The 19,406-nt window shown below is 69.5% G+C and carries 17 protein-coding genes; 7 read left to right on the forward strand and 10 right to left on the reverse strand.

Annotated features, from left to right (window positions below; genetic code table 11):
- Positions 1-27 precede the first annotated feature (27 nt).
- Positions 28-309, reverse strand: coding sequence for a helix-turn-helix transcriptional regulator (locus tag Pka01_RS04075; RefSeq protein WP_239114717.1), 282 nt, complete (start codon positions 307-309; stop codon positions 28-30).
- A 216-nt stretch (positions 310-525) separates the two neighbouring features.
- Here Pka01_RS04075 and Pka01_RS04080 point away from each other — a divergent pair, with 216 nt between their 5' ends.
- Positions 526-957: a response regulator gene (locus Pka01_RS04080; RefSeq protein ID WP_203881190.1), complete on the forward strand. Its 432-nt coding sequence runs from the start codon at positions 526-528 to the stop codon at positions 955-957.
- A gap of 71 nt (positions 958-1,028) precedes the next feature.
- Here Pka01_RS04080 and Pka01_RS04085 read toward each other — a convergent pair whose 3' ends face one another.
- From Pka01_RS04085 to Pka01_RS04105, 5 genes are all read right to left on the reverse strand, one after another.
- On the reverse strand, positions 1,029-2,255 hold the full coding sequence (locus tag Pka01_RS04085) for a CopD family protein (protein ID WP_203881191.1): 1,227 nt from the start codon (positions 2,253-2,255) through the stop codon (positions 1,029-1,031).
- A 316-nt stretch (positions 2,256-2,571) separates the two neighbouring features.
- Positions 2,572-6,051 (reverse strand): phosphodiester glycosidase family protein, encoded by a 3,480-nt coding sequence (locus Pka01_RS04090; protein WP_203881192.1) that lies wholly within the window; start codon positions 6,049-6,051, stop codon positions 2,572-2,574.
- 246 nt (positions 6,052-6,297) lie between these two features.
- Positions 6,298-6,675, reverse strand: coding sequence for a hypothetical protein (locus Pka01_RS04095; protein ID WP_203881193.1), 378 nt, complete (start codon positions 6,673-6,675; stop codon positions 6,298-6,300).
- 116 nt (positions 6,676-6,791) lie between these two features.
- On the reverse strand, positions 6,792-7,295 hold the full coding sequence (locus tag Pka01_RS04100) for a hypothetical protein (RefSeq protein ID WP_203881194.1): 504 nt from the start codon (positions 7,293-7,295) through the stop codon (positions 6,792-6,794).
- 72 nt (positions 7,296-7,367) lie between these two features.
- Positions 7,368-8,417 (reverse strand): C40 family peptidase, encoded by a 1,050-nt coding sequence (locus Pka01_RS04105; protein ID WP_203881195.1) that lies wholly within the window; start codon positions 8,415-8,417, stop codon positions 7,368-7,370.
- 533 nt (positions 8,418-8,950) lie between these two features.
- Here Pka01_RS04105 and Pka01_RS04110 point away from each other — a divergent pair.
- Both Pka01_RS04110 and Pka01_RS04115 read left to right on the forward strand, forming a co-directional pair.
- Complete coding sequence (locus Pka01_RS04110) at positions 8,951-9,499, forward strand: TetR/AcrR family transcriptional regulator (protein ID WP_203881196.1); 549 nt, start codon at positions 8,951-8,953, stop codon at positions 9,497-9,499.
- A gap of 34 nt (positions 9,500-9,533) precedes the next feature.
- Positions 9,534-11,708, forward strand: coding sequence for an MMPL family transporter (locus tag Pka01_RS04115; protein ID WP_203881197.1), 2,175 nt, complete (start codon positions 9,534-9,536; stop codon positions 11,706-11,708).
- Between the two features lie 96 nt (positions 11,709-11,804).
- On the opposite strand, the gene Pka01_RS04120 is transcribed toward Pka01_RS04115, so the two are convergent.
- Together Pka01_RS04120 and Pka01_RS04125 are read right to left on the reverse strand one after the other, a co-directional pair.
- Positions 11,805-12,377, reverse strand: a complete 573-nt coding sequence (locus Pka01_RS04120; protein WP_203881198.1) for a mycothiol transferase — start codon at positions 12,375-12,377, stop codon at positions 11,805-11,807.
- 181 nt (positions 12,378-12,558) lie between these two features.
- Positions 12,559-13,173, reverse strand: coding sequence for a TetR/AcrR family transcriptional regulator (locus Pka01_RS04125; protein ID WP_203881199.1), 615 nt, complete (start codon positions 13,171-13,173; stop codon positions 12,559-12,561).
- A 127-nt stretch (positions 13,174-13,300) separates the two neighbouring features.
- On the opposite strand from Pka01_RS04125, the gene Pka01_RS04130 reads away from it, so the two are divergent.
- Positions 13,301-14,752, forward strand: coding sequence for an MDR family MFS transporter (locus Pka01_RS04130; RefSeq protein ID WP_203881200.1), 1,452 nt, complete (start codon positions 13,301-13,303; stop codon positions 14,750-14,752).
- 67 nt (positions 14,753-14,819) lie between these two features.
- Positions 14,820-15,971 carry an FAD-dependent oxidoreductase gene (locus Pka01_RS04135; RefSeq protein ID WP_203881201.1) on the forward strand — a complete coding sequence of 384 codons (1,152 nt, stop codon included), beginning with the start codon at positions 14,820-14,822 and terminating at the stop codon, positions 15,969-15,971.
- Between the two features lie 141 nt (positions 15,972-16,112).
- Here Pka01_RS04135 and Pka01_RS04140 read toward each other — a convergent pair whose 3' ends face one another.
- Together Pka01_RS04140 and Pka01_RS04145 are read right to left on the reverse strand one after the other, a co-directional pair.
- Positions 16,113-16,640 (reverse strand): hypothetical protein, encoded by a 528-nt coding sequence (locus tag Pka01_RS04140; RefSeq protein WP_203881202.1) that lies wholly within the window; start codon positions 16,638-16,640, stop codon positions 16,113-16,115.
- A gap of 202 nt (positions 16,641-16,842) precedes the next feature.
- Entirely contained in the window at positions 16,843-17,712 is an 870-nt protein-coding gene (locus Pka01_RS04145) for a sensor histidine kinase (protein WP_203881203.1), read from the reverse strand.
- Between the two features lie 242 nt (positions 17,713-17,954).
- Here Pka01_RS04145 and Pka01_RS04150 point away from each other — a divergent pair, with 242 nt between their 5' ends.
- Positions 17,955-18,440 carry a MarR family winged helix-turn-helix transcriptional regulator gene (locus Pka01_RS04150; RefSeq protein WP_203881204.1) on the forward strand — a complete coding sequence of 162 codons (486 nt, stop codon included), beginning with the start codon at positions 17,955-17,957 and terminating at the stop codon, positions 18,438-18,440.
- Between the two features lie 260 nt (positions 18,441-18,700).
- A complete protein-coding gene (locus Pka01_RS04155) occupies positions 18,701-19,390 on the forward strand; it encodes a nitroreductase (RefSeq protein WP_203881205.1) in 690 nt (229 codons plus the stop codon).
- Positions 19,391-19,406 lie beyond the last annotated feature (16 nt).

The raw sequence follows: 19,406 nt of genomic DNA on the forward strand, positions 1-19,406 counted from the left end.
TGAGGCCGTGCCCGCACGCTTCCACGATCAGGACGTGGGCTTGCCTGCCTCACCCGCTGCGGTGCCGACTTCGTTGCCGGCGAATATGGCGATCAGCGCCCGTACGTCGTGGTCCGCTTCGGCAGGATGGCGGAACGGCCGGCCGGGATCGATGGAGTAGGCGTTGCGGCGGCCCACCCGCGACCGGGTGAGGTATCCGGCTTCCTCCAGGTCGGCGATGATGAGCTGGGCGGCGCGTTCGGTGATGCCGATCTCGTCGGCGATGTCGCGGATCCGGATGTCGGACAGGCGCGCGATGGAGATCAGCACACGCGCATGGTTGGTCAGGAAGGTCCATGGCTTGCGATCTTCGGTTTCTCCTGGGGCCTTCACCGACCACCTCGCTGTTCGGGCGACTTCCTTGGTGGGGCTAGTCTACGAACGTCATTGGCGAATAAGATTTCGCGTAACCGCATACGTACGTTACTCGTCCCGAGGATATTCCATGACGCGACGAGCCTGCCGTTCGAAGGAGGGCGATCAGGAATGCCCGCGCAGGACGGGAAGCCCTACGACGTGCTGGTGGTCGAAGACGACCCTGGAGATCAGTTACTGATCGAGGAGGCGCTCACCGCCGAAGGCCGGCTCCGCTCGATCGTGCGAGCTCCCGACGGGCTGGCCGCGCTGGAACACCTGCGGTCCGCCGAGCGGCACCCGGACCTGATCATGCTGGACCTGAACATGCCCCGCATGGGCGGCGCCGAGCTCTTGAGCATCCTGAAGACCGACGACCGGCTGCGCGTCATCCCCGTCGTGGTGCTCACCACCTCCTCCGCCCCCGAGGACATCTCCGACGCGTACCGGCGTCACGCCAACGCCTACGTGATAAAGCCGGCCGACTTCGACGAATTCACCCAGGCCGTGCAGAACATCGACACCTTCTACAACGCCATCGCCGCGCAGATCCCCCAAGACTGAACGGCTGCCGCGCAGGGGGCGTCGGACCGAAGGGGCCCGCCGGCACGGCGAGCCCCTGGTCACCGGTGCGTCTACGCTCCGACGAGGTCGTCGGGTTCCCTGCTCATCGTGACGGCGGCCGACGCGGTCCGGCTGCGGGCGATGCGCCCCGACACGCGGTGGCCGGCGATCATGACGACGATTACGGCGACGGTCTCGGCGGTGCCCCAGGTCCAGGTGGACGCGCTGACCTCCTTCGCCGGTATCTTCGGCAGCTCCACCGTCGCGGACGTGGCGTGCTCGGCCGCCTCGGCCTGGAACGCCTGGTTGCGGGCCGAGCCGTGCAGGAAGGGCGCGACGAACAGAACCGTCATGCCGAGCAGCAGTTCCACCGCCAGCAGGGCGGGGAACCGCCGGAGGAGGATGGTCCGCAGGCTTGTCCGGTCACCGCCCGCGCGCAGGGCGTCGATGCGGGGGTGAAGCCAGAACTGGTTGAACACGCCGAGCAGCAGCATGGTGCCGAAGATGAGGATCTTCACGCCCAGCACCTGGCCGTACATCGTGGTGAACAGCTGCTTGGGGCCGTCGACGTGCTCCCAGTACAGGAACAGGCCGGACAGCATGATCGCCGCCACACAGCTCATCGCGAGCGCGGAGAACCTGCGGATGACCGCCGACCAGAAGGCGCCCTGTGCCGCCTTCGGGGCTGCGCCGGACAGGGCGAGCAGCAGCAGTCCGGCCAGCCCGCCTATCCAGGCCGCGCCACCGAGCAGGTGCACCATCCAGATCAGGGTCTCGAAGGCGGTCCGGCCCCAGTCGTCGGGCGCCTTGGCCGGGAACTTGGTCATGCCGAGCGACACCGCTCCCGCGGCAAGGCCGACGCCGAGCAGCCACGACCTCGCCCGGCTGCCGGCCGGCGCCCGGAACGTGAGTGGGGCGACCACCGCGGCGCCCGCCAACGCGAGGGTGACCTCCAGCCCGGACAGCAGTCCGGCGCCGCTTCCGTCATAAAGCGAGTTCCAGGCCGCGGCGTAGTCATATCCGACGGACTTCGACGCTCCGTGCGCGAGGTCGGTCAGCACGGCGGGAACCACCAACACTCCGAGGACGACCGCGGCTCGCGCCAGTCGTACGGTGACGGGGGCGAGCGCGTCGGAGTCGACCCGCCGGGCCGCCGGCCCCGCGGCGAAAAGCGCAAGCGCGGTCAAACCGACGAACCCCATCAACGTGATCCACGTCGTCCACGCCACGGCGGAGTCGGAGAAGGGACCCAGCGGCGTCGGGGGCGGTGGAACCGCCGCCACGGTCGCTAAAAGCACAGCTCACCTCGGAAATCAGGTCAGGGAGTTAGAAAGCAACTTAGGTTAGGCATATCTAAGTTCCCCGATCAACGTGATGAGCTTCACCGCCCGCTCGCTGAACCGGCGGCCACCTTTTCACGTACGGCGCCCCGCGCCGGAACGGAGTCGAACCGCGCACGGCGTCACGCCGCCGCACACCAGAGGACGACGACAAGCCGGGAGACAGCGCTGAGGGCGAGCACCGGAGCCGGTGCTCGCCCTCAGTCAGGCCGTCTCGCCCGTCAGTCCGCCCGGGAGCGGATCCGCGGCGGCCGTATGCCGCTGTCGGTCGCGGTCACTTTCCGCCGCCCGCGGACGGCACGACCTCGATGGTCTTCGAGGTCGTGACCGGCGCGAGCGAGCTGTCGTCGGTGTAGGCACGCATCGAGTCGTTCGTCACCGACACGGTCACCGAGCCACGGTGCAGCGCGGTGAGCGTACGGGTCAGCGGGTCGAAGATCGCGACGATCTTGTGTGACTTGCGGGCCTTGTCGACGGCGTCCTTCCCGCTGCCGATCGCCAGGTTGGACGAGCCGCTCCAGTGAACCGACATCGGGTAGCGCAGCGGCACCACCCGCGTGCCCGCCGACACGCCCTGCGGCTGCACGATGCTGCCCGAGAGCTGCGCCGCCTTGCCCACCTCGATCGAAGCCGGGGTGTCGAGCGTGATGGACTGCGCGAAGGCGCGCACGTCGGCCTCGAGCCACTGCTGGTCGGCGTCCCGCCGCGCGTCGACGGACCAGTCGACCCACCCGGTGAAGCCGCCGCGGTCCGGCGTGCCGTACGGGTCCTTGCCCGACGACGGCAACACCATGTACGGGACGCCCTCGAGCCGGTGGACGTCGGCGATCTGGGCGTGGGACCCGACCATCGCGGCGCCCTTGCCCGAGGAGTCGCGGAAGTCCGTGAGCATGTTCTCGATGAGCGCGGCCTCGTCGCGGTCGCCGAGCTGGCTGGACTTCGTCTCGGCGGGGTCGTCCACGGGATGGTGGGCGAACACCAGGACATTGTGCACCGACTTGTCCTTCTCGGCGTCGGCGAGCGCCTTCTGCATCATCGGGAGCTGGTCCCACGCCGACCCGCGCAGCGACCCGAGGGAGCTGGCGAGAAGGATGAACCGGGTGCCCTTGTGGTCGAACGTCCGGTACGGCCGGCCGAACTCGTTGGTGAAGTTCGTCAGGTCGGACTGGGTGTTGTTGAGGCCGTACGACTCGTGGTTGCCCGGCACGTAGTAGCAGGGGATCTTGCCGGTGTTCGGGTTCGGCGTGCTGTTCTCGCCCGGCTCCTGGCCGACCGGGATGAGGTCGCAGCCGGCGTCGGTGAGCACCTGGCGGGCCAGCGCGAGGTCCTGCGGCAGGCCGCGGTCGGTGATGTCGCCGTTGAGCACGAGCAGGTCCGGCCTGGTCTTGCGGATCCGCTGGATGGCGGCCGTCGCGACCTGGGTCAGCGCCGGGTTGTCGGCCGTGAACTGCACGTCCGACAGCGTGGCGAACTGCCACGTGTCGTGGCCATCGAGCAGCGAGCCGTCGCCGGAGACGAGCGGGTCGGCCCGCAGGCCGGGCTGCGCGGGCAGGTCGATCGACGTCGGGACGTCCGCCTCGACGCGGTCCAGGACGAACGTGCCGGCCTTCTGCTGGGCGACGCTCGTGTTGATGCCCTGGAAGCCCGAGAACGAGATCGGGAACGCCGTGTTCGCGGGCAGCGTGAACGTCGCGTACTGCCAGTCGGCGCTCGGGGCCAGGGCGGTGCCGTAGACACCGCCGCTCTTGCCGTTCGCGTCGTAGTAGGCCATGTAGGTCAGGCCGTTCGGCACGCTGATGCTCGACTTGATCCGCACCCGCAGGCGCAGCGGCTGGCCGGGCACCGGAACGCGCTGCGCCGACGACGCCGCCGTGATGCCGACGTTGCGCATCGCGTTGAAGTCGATCCGCAGACCGTCGGGGTCCGCCGAGAACGTCGTGGCCGCGGTGCTGTTGTTGCGCCAGCGGGCGAGCACGTCGTCGTCGAAGTCGTAGACCGTCCTGGTCTGGACGCCGACCGTGATCGGAAGCTGAGCCGACTTGCCGCCGACCGAGACCGTGAGGATCGTGCCCGCGGCGGTAAGCGGGGTGATCTTCAGCTTGCCGTCGACGGGCTGGATGTCGACGACGCCGTGGTCGTAGTCGAGCGTGAGGTCACGCGGGTCGATCGGGGCCGAGTAGCCCTGGCCGTCGCGGCCGGTCACGGCGACGGTGACCGCGTGGTCGGGCGTCGCGTCGGCGATCGACAGGCGCTGGGACGACAGCTCGACACCGTCGACCGGGCCGAGGACGGTGACCTTCTCCTTCGCCGTCTCGTGTCCCACCTTCGCCTCGACCGTGATCGCGCCGTGCTCCTTGGCCGGGACCGCGATCGTGCCGTTCTTGACGGTCGCTCCGTGCGCGGACCACCGCACGGACTTCTGGTCGACCTTCACCGGCGCCTGGTGGTTGTCCACGCCTGCCGCGACGAACGCGCGGTGCAGCCCCGGGAAGACCTTCACGCCGCCGTCGGCCGAGGCCGCGCCCGGCGCGGGCTTGACGAGAAGGTCGTGCAGCCTGCCGTCGCCCTTCGCGACGAACACCCCCACGCCGTTCGGGTCGTTGCGCTCGTGGCCGTCGGACGGGACGTTGCGGACGGTCGCGGCGTCCTCGCCGAGCGCGCGGGCGACCATCGTGGTCGAGCCGCCGCCGTCGAGGTTGACCGCGGTCTGCACGCCCATCGCGGCCAGGTCGCGCGCCTCCTTGTCGATTCCGACGCCGCCCTTGCCGGTGCCGCCCGGGCCGTCCCAGGTGGCGAGCACGAGCGTGTGGCCGCCGTCCTTGAAGCCGAGCGCGGTGCGCGGGGCGATCGAGGGGTCGAGGCCGTCGACGACCTTGCCGCCGGAGACGATGGTGCCGCCGTTGCCGAGCGCGAACTTCATCGTCTTGGCAGCGGTGTCGGCGAGCGCGTAGCTGAGCTTCACCGGGTCGCCGGGCTGCAGCGCCCGGATCGCGGCCGCCGCCGCTCCACGCCCGACGAGCACGAATCCGTCGCCGGGGATCGTCCCCGAGCCGGCGGGGCCGTTCGGCGTGACCGACACGACCGAGCCGCTCTCGACCAGCACCTCGGCGATCTGGTCGTTGGCCACGTTCGTCAGGCCGCGGTTGCGGCTGTAGTCGCCCCACGCGGAGGTGAACGCGATCAGGCCGTCCGCGGGCACTCCCCCGCCGTTGGCGGCGTTGATCGTCAGAACCTTGTGGTCCGCGCCCGCGAAGTTCGCGGATGCGTCGACCGTGAGGTCCACGAGCTGCGCGATGCCGTCCTCGCTGACGCCGACGTGCGGGCGGCCGCCGATGTCGGCGGTCTTGACGAGCTGCCCGTTCTGGATCTCGCCACCGAGCGCCGCGTTGGAGTTGCCGATGTCGAAGAACTCGCCGTTGACGCCCGCGACCGCGCCGGCCTTGTTGGCGGCCTCACTGAGCGGCCCGCCGGACGCGACCGGTCCGGAGGTCAGCAGGTCCGTGCCGACCGCGCCGTTCGACAGGTCCACGGTCAGGAACTGCGCGTCGTACCAGCCCTTCTGGTCGAGGGCCTTCACGTGCCGCAGGTCGATCCCGGGGCCGATCTTCTCGGCCGTGTTGATCAGGGGGATTCCGCCGGTGACCGGCGCGGGCTGACCGCTGTCCGCGTAAGCGGCGGCAGGTGCGACCACCATCGTGACCGCGACGGCGAGCGCCGGCAGCAGTGTCCTCGTACGCCGATGGTTCAAGACCATCAATTTCATTGGAACCTCGGGTGAAGAGATGCAACGGAGGCGACGCCCCCGCTACGCCCAGTTCGATCAAGGCGCGCACCCGATTAAAAAGATCAACCAAGAAGCCTGTGTGACGCCACCACGGGCATGCGATGAACCCTGGCGGAAGAGGTGACGTAGGCCGTGATGTTCGTCGGGTCAGACGGGCTCGACCCCGGGCTGTGCCATGGCCCCCGTCCCCCCGGGGCCGCCCGCACGATGGGCACGTCAGGAAAACTGCGCGAGGGCCTGGTCGTGCATGCGGTCAAAGCTGATCTTGAAGTGCCGCCCGTCTGGCGTGACGAGACCGATGACGACCCAGTCCGCACCGTGTGCCGACTGGATCTCGACGGTGGCCCCTGCCCGTGGGACAGTCCTGCGCAGGACCTTGACGTCCCTGTCGATGGTGTGAACCACCTGCTGATCCGAGATCGTCAGGTAGCCGCCGATCCAGCCGTGGTGACTGTCGATCGAGGTGAAACCATGGATCAGGCCGGGAACGGTCACCGAGCCATCGGCATGCACTCTGGCGCGAGGCATTCCCCACCGACGTGGAGCCCAGCCAAGGAGACTGCTGAGCAGGCCGCCGAGGATTTCGCCGAGCATGATCCCAAGCTACGTTCCAGCGGGAGGTCGGCTGCGGCACCATGGGCATGCTCGAGGTGTGACCAGTCCGGCGACATGTCCATGATCATCCCAGCGTCGGACCGACACGTGACGACCTAACTGTTGAAGGAATCCTCGTAGGCTTTGCGGATCTTGGCGCCGCCGTACTGTCCCGGAGGAATGCACACCGGGCATCCGCATGGAGGTCTGCCGTGCGCGTCCGGCATGTAGCGCCATCCGGTCACCCGGTTCACTCGCCGAACCCGGTGGATCTCCCTGACATGAATGGGCCGGGGGACGAACAACTCGTATCCGCGGGCATCCTCCCGCCCTGCCACCAGAGCTGCGGCCTCCGCGCCGGCAAGTTGAATCGGAACAGAGTTGTAGTGCCCGACCCACACCATCTCGTCGTCCGGGATGCGGAAGTGCACGGCGACGAAGGTGCGCTGACCGCCGCGCCGCAGCTCGCGCCCCCACTGGTAGGTCATCTGGTAGGAGGGCGTCACCGGCACGCAGTAGACGCCGGTCCCGCCGCCGCGCCCGTGACTTTCCGCACGAATCCCAACCCGTCGCACGGAACGGATGTTCTTGGCCGCGGTGAGGTGCACCAGCAAGGTCATCGGTTCGCCTTCGCGCTCTGTGCGAGCACTCAGAGGCCGCGCCCACGGCGAGGTCGCCGTGGGCGCGAACCGTCAGTTGCCCGAGGTGAGGTACCGAACCGCGCCCCAGTAGTCGCTGTTGAAGCGCACTGGAGTGATCCGGACCGGGGTCGCGGCGTCGTACGCCTCGATCATCTGCTGGTCCCCGATGTACATGGCCACGTGGTAGATCGAGCCGGTGCCGTTGTTGCGGGCGTAGAAGATCAGGTCGCCGGCTTGCAGGTCGGCCCGGTCCACCTTGGTGCCGCCGCCGAAGGTCGCCTGGGGGCCGGAGTCGCGCGGGATGGAGATGCCGTTGGCCTCGTACACGGTGGAGGTGAAGCCGGAGCAGTCGAAGCCGAACCCGGCCCGGCCCGCCCACAGGTACGGCACGTTGAGGAACTTCTTCGCGTAGTTCACCAGGTCCGCACCGGTCGGGCGGGGGATGTCCGATTCCGAGTCGTACACGGTGACGTCACCGGCGGCGAGCCACTTCGCGCCGTCGCCCGGGGTGAAGACGAGGACGGAGTCGCCGACGCGGGCGAGCTCCGGCAGCCGGGTGTTCGCGCTGATCTTCAGCGCCTTCGACCGCCGCCCGAGGTCGTTGTAGAGCCACGTGGCCGGGGCCCGGTTCACCAGCGCGAAGGGACGGTTCTCGGCCACAGCGGCGTAACCGGGGCTGCTGGTGAGCTGCGCCTTCGGCACCCAGCCCGGGTAACCCAGGGAGTTCTTCGGCGTGGCCTGGCCCGGCACCGCCACCTCGGCCCAGTCGCCCTGCTGGGCCACCACGTAGACGGGACGGCCGTAGAGGACCTGCGTCTGGGTCAGGTTGCCGCTCGTCAGGCCCCGCTTGTCGTCCACCGTCATGCCGGCGAGCCACTTCTCGGGGTCCACCGGGTCGGTCAGCGCGGGGGCGTCGATCGGACGCGGGCTGTCAGGGCTGGTCCAGACGGTCGCCACGGACACGTCCACATAGGCGATGGGCGGGGTCGCGGGGGCGGTCTGGGCGCCGGCGGCCGGCGCGAACGCGACCGTGGCGGCGACGCTCGCCGCCGCGACCGTGACCGCCGCGAGCCTGCGGCCGAAGCGGAGCTTGCGAATCATGGGGTTCCTTTCATCGCAGTGGGAGGGGATTTCCTGCGGCACCGCGGGCGAGCCCGGTGATGCCGAGTCCATGGAGGGCGGAGGTCCGGTACCGCCGGACACCACCGGCGGGACCTCGTCGTGCACGAGGAACGCGGGCGTCCGGGCTGCGGTGCGCCGTGCGCGGGACCGCGGGCCCGATCAGAGTCGCGGAGTGCGGCTGTCGTACGCGTAGGCCGGCGGGTGCCCGTTCCCGTTCCCTCACCACTGACCGCCCCCTCCCGATACCGAACGGCCCAGCCATCTTGATCACTAAAGGGCCGAAAAAACAAGACTCTTCGCCAATTTCGGTCAGTCTCTAACACAAGAGCCCTGAGGGAACAGAAAGTGACGAAGAGGACACGAAAGCAGGGTAAGAGGCCGCCGACCTGGCACCACGCGGCGCCACGCACGACACCGCGTCGAGCCGCCCGGGCGACGGCGCCCGAGCTGGAGGTCCAGGATTATCTGGCCGATCGGTCAGAACTGTCCGATCGGTCAGATAGGGTTCTGCCGTGACACGCTCCGCGACCGCCCTGCACGCGGAAATCCTCGAGTCGGCCGCGCGACTGTTCGCGGCGCACGGCTTCCGCGGGACGTCCTTGCAGGACATCGCGTCGGACGCGGGCTGCTCCAAGGCGTCCCTGCTGTACCACTTCACCAACAAGGACGCGATCTTGACGGAGTTGCTCACCCCCGCAGGAAGGGAGATGGCCGAACTCGAGGAGAGACTCGCCGGGCTGGACGGCAAGGACGCCGCACGGGCGGCCGTGGCCGGGCTCGTGGATCTGTCCCTGCACTTCCGGCGGCAGGTCAAGATACTCGTGCAGGACGTCGACTCCCTGATCAACCGTCCGGAACTGCCGGACGTGTACGCCCTCACCGAACGACTGGTCGACGCGCTGACCGGCCGTTCGCCAACCCCGCAGGCCCGGGTCTGGGCGTGGATGGCGATGGTGGGGATCTTCCTGACGAGCGCCGCCGAACACGCGCTCCCCGACTCCGCACTGCGCGCGGAGCTGACCCGCGGCGCACTGCGCACGCTGGGCCGCGGTACCGACTGACCCTGTCGATCTTCCGAAAAGAGACCCCCCGCTCATGGCAACCCTGCTGTACCGGCTGGGCCGCTTCTCCTTCCGCAGGCGCGGACGCGTGGCCACCGCGTGGCTGCTGCTGCTCGCGCTTCTGGGCCTGGCCGCCGCCGTCTTCCACGGTCCGTCCAGCGACGAGTTCACCATGCCCGGCACCGAGTCGCAGCGTGCGCTGGACGCGCTGTCCAGAGAGTTCCCCCAGGCCAGCGGGGCCACCGGCACGATCGTCATCGCCGCCGCACAGGGGCGGAAACTGGACGCCGCCGGGGTCGCGCCGGTGGTCAGGGAGGCGTCCGCCGTCCCCGGCGTCATCGCGGCCCTGGACCCGTTCCGGGCCGGCGCGGTCTCCCCCGACGGCCGCTACGCCCTGGTCCAGGTCCAGTTCGACCGGGACGTCCAGGACATCACCGACGCGCAGCGTGAGGCGTACCTGAAGGCCGGCTCCTCCGCCGCGGGGCTGCGGGTGGAGCACGGCGGCGACGTCATGACCAGCACGCCCGAGGTCGGAGGCTCGGAAGGGATCGGCGTCCTGATCGCCGCGGTGGTGCTGGTCCTCACCTTCGGCTCGCTGGTGGCCGCCGGCATGACCCTGCTCAACGCGCTCATCGGCGTCGGGACCGGCATGGCCGGCCTGTTCGCGCTCAGCGGTGTCATCGACCTGACCTCCGTCACGCCGGTGCTGGCGCTGATGCTGGGCATGGCCGTCGGCATCGACTACTCGCTGTTCATCACCTCCCGCTACCGCCAGTTCCTGGCCGAGGGCATGGACCGCGAAGAGGCGGCGGGCCGGGCGACCGGCACCGCCGGATCCGCGGTCGTGTTCGCCGGCGCCACCGTGGTGATCGCGCTCGCCGGCCTGTCGGTCGTCGGCATCCCCTTCCTGAGCGTCATGGGCCTGGCCGCCGCCGGCACCGTGGCCGTCGCCGTGGTCGTCGCCCTCACGCTGCTGCCCGCCTTCCTGTCCTATGCCGGCGCTCGCGCCCTGCCGCGCAGGCAACGCACCGGCCAGAGCGCGAGCACGGGCGGCGACGGCTTCGGGTACACCTGGGGGCGGGTCGTCACCCGGCTGCGCGTGCCGATCCTGCTGGCCGGGATCCTCGGACTGGGCGCGCTGGCGCTCCCCGCGAAGGACCTGCGGCTGGCCCTGCCGGACGCGAGCACCGCCGCACCCGGCTCACCGGCGCGCGAGGCATACGACCTGACCAGTGAAGGATTCGGCGAAGGCTTCAACGCCCGTCTTGTCGCCGTCGTCACGGCCGCCGACCCTCAGGCAACGGCCGCAGCCGCCGGGCAGGCCGCCCAACTGATCCAGGGAACCGGCGGCGTACTGGCCGTGGCGCCACCGCGGACCAACGCCGCCGGTACCACGGCATTGCTCACCATCATCCCGAAGACCGGGCCGACCGACGCGGCCACCGAAGACGCCGTCCACGCCATCCGCACCAAGGTCGCCGCCATCACGACCGCGGAGATAGCCGTGACCGGCGCGACCGCGGTGGGCATCGACATCTCAGCGAAGCTCGCCGAGGCCATGCCGGTCTACCTGCTGCTGGTCGTGGGCCTGTCGGTGCTGCTGCTGATGCTGGTCTTCCGTTCGATCCTGATACCGGTCAAGGCGGCGCTGGGGTTCCTGCTCACCGTCGGCTCGACCTTCGGCATAACCGTGGCGATCTTCCAGCAGGGACGTCTGGCGAACCTGTTCGGCGTCGACGTGCCGGGGCCGCTGGTCAGCTTCCTGCCGATCCTGCTGGTCGGCATCTTGTTCGGGCTGGCCATGGACTACCAGGTCTTCCTGGTCTCACGGATGCGCGAAGACCATGTGCGCGGCGACACCCCCCGCCAGGCAGTGATCAACGGCATGGGGCACAACGCCCGTGTCGTCACCGCCGCCGCTCTGATCATGACGGCCGTTTTCGGCGGGTTCGTGTTCATGGACAACGCGATCATCAAGTCGATGGGCTTCGCGCTGGCCATCGGGGTGCTCATCGACGCCTTCGTGGTCCGGATGGCCCTCGTCCCCGCGGTGACGTCCATGTTCGGCCGCGCCGCCTGGTGGCTGCCCCGCCCTCTGGACCGGGCGCTGCCCAACCTCGACGTCGAGGGCGAACGGCTACGCCACCACCTCGCCTCCACCACCCCGGAGAAGGCACTCGACCGGCTGAGCCTCGACGGCGGCGACTGAGGACGTCGCCGCAGCAGGCCCCGTATGCACATGTGGGTGGTCCGGCACGGGGGACCACCCACGACGCCTCGTTCGCCGGGTACGGCGGTCAGGTGCTCAGGCAGATGATCGGCTGTGCATCGGGCGCCATCCGGCCGGAGGATCCTCACCGACCCGCCCGTCCACGGCCTCACGGAGCAGGTCGGCGTGCCCGGTGTGCCGGCCGTACTCCTCGATCAGGTCACAGACGAGCCGGCGCAGGCTGGCACGGCGGCCGTCGGACGAGGACACGTGGGCGAGCCCGTCGAGTCCGCCCTCGGCCAAGGCCGCTTCGAGCCTGGCGCGGGAGCGTTCGACGGCGCCGTCCCAGAGCGCGTACAGCTGTTCGGGGGTGTCATCGGCGGCGGAGACGAACTCCCAACCTTCACTGCCGTCGTGCGCCTCCCACTCCGCGCCGATCGACTTCCCGGTCAGCTTGGTCATGAAGGTGTAGTCCTCCACCAGGGCGAGATGCTTGAGCAGGCCGCCGATGGTCAGCGAGGAGGCGCCGACGCGGGCCTGCAGGCCGGCCGCGTCAAGGCCGTCGGCCTTCCAGAGGAAGGTCGTGCGCAGGCGGTCGAGCGCCCCGATGAGGTGCTCGATCTCGGTGCCCGCAAGAGGCGGTTCCCACGGAGTGTCGTCGTCGGTCATGGGCGCCACCGTAGACGGCATTGCGGACGTTCCACGTCCGGATATGAGCGGGACATGCACGGAGTCCCGACGCCCGCAAACAGGGGCGCCCGCCTCCTTTGCCGAAGCCGTGCAGCAGGCCCGGAACCGTGGCGAGAGGCACGACAGCTCGAACTCCTTCTCGTGAGGCCGGTGCGCGCGGTCAGGCGGGAAACGCACGGGCGACCGCGGACGCGGCCTCGTCGAGCATCGACCGCACGCGCGCGGCCGCCTCAGACGGGCTCAGTCCCGCGACCGCCGCGCGGGCCTCAGAAGAGGTCGCCAACCGGATGATCCCGACGAGCTGGATCGCGTGCATGCGCAGGTGAGGCGTCGTCTCGGTGCCCGCTTCACGGGCGAGTTCGACGGTGATCCCGTCCTCGAAGTCGGCCCACATCCGCAACAGGCCCGACCGGAGCGCCGCCGATTCGCCGTAGGCGCGGTGAAACCCCTCCAGGCCCCGATCGGCCTCATCGCCGTCGAGCGTCGCGATCAGCACGCCCGCGACCACGCCGGCCGCCGCCGTTCCCGCCGGACGCCCGGCCAGGCCCGCGAGCACGGCCTCGATCAGCCGCGTGTCGGCGAAGGCGAGGTCCTCCTTGGACCGGAAGTAGACGAACAGCGTCTTCACGGACACGTTGGCGGCGTCCGCGATCTCCGCCACGGTCACCGCGTCGAAGCCGCGCTCCTCGAACAACCTCTCGGCGGCGTCGATCAGCGCCTGACGGGTGAGTGCCTTCTTGCGTTCCCGCAGCGGGGACTTCATGTCGGCGGCCATGCGCACACTCTAACTCACTTTTCACAGTCAGTTTCCTTAATCAGCCATAGCGAACATACAGCGAGTTGACATGAATAGGTGAGTGACTTACCTTTCCTAGGCATTCACCTATCGAAGGAGGTCGACCGTGACGTCGACCATGCGACAACCACCACTCACCCACCGCGCGATCATGGTGATCCTGGTCCCCCTGACGCTCGTCCTGTTCATCTCGAACCTGGATCAGACGATCGTCGCGACCGCCCTGCCGACCATCGGCGCGGACCTGGGCGGCGCCGACCAGATCGCCTGGGTTGCGTCCGCCTACCTGCTCACCAGCGCGGTGACGACCCTGCTCTTCGGCAAGCTCGGCGACATGTTCGGCCGAAAGCGGATCTTCCAGCTGTCGATCGTGATCTTCCTGGTCGGCTCGATCCTGGCGGCCGTCTCGGGCGACATGGCCTGGCTGATCGTCTTCCGCGGCTTCCAGGGCATCGGCGGCGGAGGCCTGAACTCGCTCGTGATGGCGATCGTCGGCGACATCGTGCCCGCCCGGCAACGGTCCCGCTACCAGGCCTACACCGGGATCGTCGCGACGCTCGCCCTGATCGCTGGGCCGTTCCTGGGGGGTCTGTTCGCGGACACGATCTCCTGGCGCTGGATCTTCTACATCAACGTCCCGATCGGCGTGCTCGCGGTCGTGATGGTCGCGCTCCGCGTGCACCTGCCCAGGCTCGGCGACCGGCGCGGTCGGGTCGACGTCACGGGCGGACTGCTCGCCACGGTCGTGACGACGGCGGCCCTGCTGCTCGCCACGCTCGGCGGCGTCCGATACGCCTGGGACTCTCCGATGGTGATCGCTCTGGCCGGCGTCGCCGTCGCGGGCCTCGTCGTCTACATCCTCGTCGAACGCCGGGCTGCCGAACCGATCACTCCGCTCACCCTGTTCCGATCGAGCGTCTTCACGATCTCCTCGATTCAGTTCGCGTTCGCGTCCCTGGTCCTGTTCGTCGCCATGCTGTACGTCCCTCTGTTCCTGCAGACCGTGCAAGGCCGCTCCGCGTTCGCGGCGGGGCTGTTCCTGATCCCCATGCTCGCCGGCCTCGTCGTCGCCACGGCGATCGCCGGGCCGATCATCACGAGGACGGGCCGCTACAAGCTCTTCCCTGTGGCCGGGTCCGCGCTTACCGGCCTGTCGATGTGGGCGGTCGGATTCGCGGGCCAGGACACCCCGGCGTGGGCGGTCATCGTGCCCCTGACCCTCGCCGGTGCGGGAATGGGGTTCATGATCCAGGTCGCGTTGCTGGCCGGGCAGAACGCCGTCGAGCACCGGCACCTGGGCACCGCGACCGGCGCGCTGAACTTCTTCAAGAGCATCGGCGGGGCGTTCGGCGCGGCCGTCTTCGGCGCCCTTCTCGCCGAAGGCCTGGGCGCCCACCCCAGCCTCGCCTCGACCACGGACGCGTTCCAGTCGGTGTTCTTCTGGTCCACCCCCTTCATGGCCGTCTCCTTCGTCCTCGCCCTCGTCATGCGGGAGAAGCCGCTGTCTGACGCGATGATCGAGATCGCCGAAGGCAAGGTCGAGGTCCCCGAGTACTGAGCCCCAGCTCACAAGCTCCGCATCCCGCGGACATCCCCACCGACATCCCCACAGAAAGGAACGCGTCATGCCCACGACACAGGCTCTCGGCCAGCTGGAGATCGTCATCATCGGCGCAGGCCCCGCCGGGCTCGCAACCGCCCGGCTACTTCACTTGGCAGGAGTGGGCGCCCGTGTGCTCGAGCGGGACACCGACCGCCTCGCCCGGACCCAGGGCGGCTCGCTCGACCTCGGCGTGAACACCGGACTGCGCGTGCTCTCCGCCGCCGGGTTGACGGCCGAATTCGAGCGCCTCGCCCGCCCCCAGGGGCAGCACACCGCCTACTTCGACACCGAGGGCACTGTGCTGCTGACCACCGACGAGTCCGACGAGGACGAGACCCGGCCCGAGATCGACCGGCTCGAACTGCGCTCCCTGCTGCTCGACTCGCTTCCCGGCGGGACCGTCGAGTGGGGCCGCAAGGTCACCTCGGTCGCCAGGGCCGGCAACCAGTGGGGGCTCGCCCTCGACGACGGGGACACGGTCGAGGCCGACCTGGTGATCGGCGCCGACGGCATCAACTCCAGGACCCGCCCGGTGGTCACCGACGAGGCTCCGGCGTACACGGGGGTCACGTTCATCGCCGGCGAGATCGCCCGTCCGCTGCCCGGCTCGTACGCCGCCGAGATCGTCGGCGAGGGCGCCGGGCTCGTCCTCGGGTACGGCAAGGCGTTCCTGTGCCAGCGGAACGGCGACGGCTCGATCCGCGTCTACTTCGCCCAGCGCCGCGACCAGGATCCGAGCCGGACGGCCGGGAGCACGCTCAGGGAACCCGGCTTCATCCGCGCCGAACTGGACCGCGAGTTCCAGGAGTGGTCGCCGCGGATGCGCGGCATCCTCGACGAGGTGGAGAGCGAGTTCGTCTGGTGGCCTCTCTACACCGTTCCCGTACGGCAGCGCTGGCTGCGGCGCGGCGGGCTCACCCTGATCGGCGACGCGGCGCATGTGATGCCCCCGTTCACCGGGCAGGGCGTCAACATGGGGCTCGTCGACGCCCTCGAGCTCGTCACCGCCCTCACGTCCGCCGAGCACGTCGACGTGGACGCGGCGATCGGCGCGTACGAGACGTCGATGCTCACCCGGATGGAGGAGGAGGTCGCCGCCACGCACGCGGTCCAGGACGTTCTGCTCTCCCCCGACGGCCCTGGCGCGTTGCTCGCGATGGCGTCCCATGACTGAGCCGGGTGCCGGCGATCGCCGACCCCGGCGGGACCGCGCTTTCCGTGGTCGTAGGCCCGCTGTCGGCCCCGTCCCGCGCGGCGCCCGCCGGGCTGATGCGGGAGGACGCGTGCCGGTTCTGTACGCGCCCAACTTCCCGCGTTACTTGGGCGCGCTCACCACTGGGACGTCGACCTTGTCCCAGAAGCTGACCGTCTCGTCCTTCTTCTCCTCCTCCAACTCGTCCTCGTCGTCCTCGTCCAGAGGGGCCGCCCAGCGGGACGGCATGAGGACGGGGATGAACAGGGCCACGCCGAGCAGGCCGTACACGCCGCTGGACAGCAGCGTGGTCATGCCCTTGCCTGCCAGCACGAGTTCCGCCTGGAAGGCGGAGCCGGTGGGAACCAGGCCGGTGGCCGTCGAGGCGTCGAGGACGTACACCACGGTCCAGGCCAGCAGCGCCAGCGCCGGGACCAACGTCGCCATCGGCGACGTGCGCAGAGCCAGCACCAGCCCGAGGAGCACGCCGGTCACGACCATCACGCCGACGGCGATCAGCATCCGCGTGTCCGTGGCCGGGTCGAGGTGTTGTGAGACTCCCCGAACCAGTTCCTGGGCGGCCCAGCCGCCTCCGGCAAGCAGAACCGCCGCGACGACCACACCGACGAGGAAGCCGAAAAAGTGTCGCATAACCACCTCCTTGTGAGAGGACCCTCGGGGGTGGGGCCCTTTTCGGTTCGCCGCAACGTTACCGACAGAACACCACAAACCGCACCCAGTTCGGACGATTCGTCAATCTTTCCTGTCAGATGTCGTCCGAAGCCGCACCTTGTCGGCATGCCCGTGGAATGTTCCATACCGGTCTCGCGGAACCGCGAATCGGCCCGGGTCGTCAGGCGGCGGGGGCGCTCAGCGGCAGGCGCAGGATGAAGCCGGCCCCGCCGATCGCGGCCTGGTGGACGTGCAGGGTGCCGTCGTGGGCGGTGGCGATGTCCCGGGCGATGGCCAGGCCGAGGCCGGTGCCTCCGCGGTCGCGACTGCGGGCGGCGTCGAGGCGGACGAACCGCTGGAAGATCCGCTCTCGGTCGGCCGGGGGCACGCCGTCGCCGTCGTCGCTCACCACCAGCTCGGCGTGCGTCACCAAGCGGCGGAGCCGTATCCGTACCTGGCTGGCGGCGTGCCGCTGCGCGTTGTCCAGCAGGTTGGTCAGCACCCTTGCGATCTGTCCCGGCACGGCGTCGACGACGACGAGGTCGGCCAGATTCAGGGCCACCGGGTGGCGATCGGCGCGCCGGCCGATCTCGGTGCGGATCAGGTCGGTCAGGTCGACGCGCTGAATGGCCTGGGGTGCGGCGGCGCCCAGCCGGGCGAGCAGGAGCAGGTCGGTCATGATGCCCTGAACCCGATCCAGGTCCTCCAGCGCGTGCCCGATCAGGTCGGGCAGGTCGATGTCGCGGGGATGCATCTGGGCCTCCTCCAGACGCACGCGCAACCCGGCCAGCGGGGTGCGCAGCTCGTGGGAGGCGTCGGCGGCGAACTGGCGTTGCCGCTGCAGCGCGTGTTCGGTCGAGGCTTTGGCCTGCTCCAGACGTCCGAGCGTGTGGTTGATGATGCGCGTCAGTTGGGCGATCTCGCCGGAGCCCGGCGGTTGCGGGATGCGGGTGCTCAGGTCGCTGACGTTGATCGCGGCGAGTTGCGCGCGCAGGAGCTGGATCGGGTCCGGCTTCCGTCCTGTGTCCGTCGCTTCGGCGAACACGTTCATTTCAGCTGCCCCCTCAGGCGGTCATCGCCGATACCAGGTCGCATCGGCAGGTGACGGAGCCGACGCGGTGCTTCGAACCGAGCTGCCGCCGCGCCCTCGCGGTCGGCGGCGAGCCGCCCGGCGCTGTCCGTCGGCGCTCCAGCGGAAAGATCGACGGCGTTCTCCCCGTCCGTCGTCATCCGGGTGAAATAATTTCAAATGATACCGTATCAAACGTTAGCATCATGGGTAGTATGGTCTCTATGACCTCTGACACCCCCCACGGAACCGCCGCTTCGCGTGCGACCGACCGCCCTGGGGACACCTCGCCTTTCGCTCTCGGCCTGCTGCTGCGCCAGGCACACTGGCGCGCGGCCACGGTGATGACGGAGGCGCTTCGGCCGCTCGGCATCGAGTTGCGGCATTTCGCCGTGCTGCTCGTGCTGATCGACCGCGGAGCCACGGTACAGCGGGACTTGGCGACGGCGACGGGATCGGACAAGGCGGGAATCATGCGCGTCGTGGACGATCTCGAGCGCATGGGGCTGGCCGTACGCAAGAGCGTTCCGGGAGACCGGCGGGTGAAGTCCGTGGAGATCACACCTGCGGGCGTCGAGCTCTTCGACACCGCCCACGTGGCGGCGGAACCGCTCGCTGAGAGTCTGGTCGCCCAACTGGGGCCCGGCGAGGCCGAGCAACTGAGGGATCTCCTGACCCGGTTCGCCTATCCCCCGGGCACCGAGGCGTAAGGCCGGCCGCGCCGCCGGACGGCGAGGTCTAAACCCGCCGCACGCCGGGCGCCTGGGCGCACCCCCTCCCGGGCCGCTTCACGACGGCCGTCCCGCTCGGACGACGCCGACGTTCATTCCCGATCCCGTACGAACCGTCCTCCTCGCGACGGTGTGAGGCTCGCCACGCCCACTAAAAAGTATTGGATGATACTATTATGAGTGATACCGTCATAAACATGACAGTATCCGCGCATGGAGGGATGAGGAGGTAGGTGATCTTGGACGTCTATGAGGCAGTCACGAGCCGGCGGGCGGTGCGGGGATTCACCGACCGGCATGTCCCGAGGGAGGTGCTGGAGCGTGTGCTGTCCGCCGCGGCGTGGTCGCCGTCCGGGTCGAACCTGCAGCCGTGGCACGCCTATGTGCTGACCGGTGCGCCGCTGGCCGAGCTCAAGAAGCGCGCCCTCGAGCGCGTGGCCGCGGGCGCCCCCGGGGACGAGCGGGAGTACGAGACGTACCCGCCCGCGCTGAAGTCCCCCTACCGCGAGCGCCGATTCGCCTTCGGCAGGGAACGCTACGGAGAACTCGGAATCGCGCGCGAGGACTGGGCGGCGCGCCAGCGGGCCGCCGCTGCGAACTGGGACTGTTTCGGTGCGCCCGCCGCCCTGTTCTGCTACATCGACCGCGAACTGGGCCGGCCCCAATGGGCCGACGTCGGCATGTATCTGCAGACCGTCATGCTGTTGCTCCGCGCTGAAGGGCTGCACAGTTGCCCGCAGATGGCGTGGTCGGTGTATCGCAGAACCGTCGCGGAGATCCTGTCGCCGCCGGAAGGACTCATCCTCTTCTGCGGCATGTCGATCGGGTTCGAGGACGTCACGGTGGGTTGCGCCCGTACGGGCCGGGCCCCGCTCGAGGAGACGGTCACGTTCGTCGAGGGTTCGGTACTGCGATCACACGCGGCGTGACGAGGCCGTTCCGCGC

This window comes from Planotetraspora kaengkrachanensis (assembly GCF_016862895.1).
In the GTDB taxonomy this organism is placed as follows: Bacteria; Actinomycetota; Actinomycetes; order Streptosporangiales; family Streptosporangiaceae; genus Planotetraspora; species Planotetraspora kaengkrachanensis.

Excerpts from the sequence above, each read along its gene's own strand:
- Pka01_RS04080 (WP_203881190.1), top strand. The coding sequence starts at position 526 with ATGCCCGCGCAGGACGGGAAGCCCTACGACGTGCTGGTGGTCGAAGAC.
- Pka01_RS04090 (WP_203881192.1), bottom strand. The coding sequence starts at position 6,051 with ATGGTCTTGAACCATCGGCGTACGAGGACACTGCTGCCGGCGCTCGCC.
- Pka01_RS04095 (WP_203881193.1), bottom strand. The coding sequence starts at position 6,675 with ATGCTCGGCGAAATCCTCGGCGGCCTGCTCAGCAGTCTCCTTGGCTGG.
- Pka01_RS04100 (WP_203881194.1), bottom strand. The coding sequence starts at position 7,295 with ATGACCTTGCTGGTGCACCTCACCGCGGCCAAGAACATCCGTTCCGTG.
- Pka01_RS04105 (WP_203881195.1), bottom strand. The coding sequence starts at position 8,417 with ATGATTCGCAAGCTCCGCTTCGGCCGCAGGCTCGCGGCGGTCACGGTC.
- Pka01_RS04115 (WP_203881197.1), top strand. The coding sequence starts at position 9,534 with ATGGCAACCCTGCTGTACCGGCTGGGCCGCTTCTCCTTCCGCAGGCGC.
- Pka01_RS04120 (WP_203881198.1), bottom strand. The coding sequence starts at position 12,377 with ATGACCGACGACGACACTCCGTGGGAACCGCCTCTTGCGGGCACCGAG.
- Pka01_RS04125 (WP_203881199.1), bottom strand. The coding sequence starts at position 13,173 with ATGGCCGCCGACATGAAGTCCCCGCTGCGGGAACGCAAGAAGGCACTC.
- Pka01_RS04135 (WP_203881201.1), top strand. The coding sequence starts at position 14,820 with ATGCCCACGACACAGGCTCTCGGCCAGCTGGAGATCGTCATCATCGGC.
- Pka01_RS04140 (WP_203881202.1), bottom strand. The coding sequence starts at position 16,640 with ATGCGACACTTTTTCGGCTTCCTCGTCGGTGTGGTCGTCGCGGCGGTT.
- Pka01_RS04145 (WP_203881203.1), bottom strand. The coding sequence starts at position 17,712 with ATGAACGTGTTCGCCGAAGCGACGGACACAGGACGGAAGCCGGACCCG.
- Pka01_RS04150 (WP_203881204.1), top strand. The coding sequence starts at position 17,955 with ATGACCTCTGACACCCCCCACGGAACCGCCGCTTCGCGTGCGACCGAC.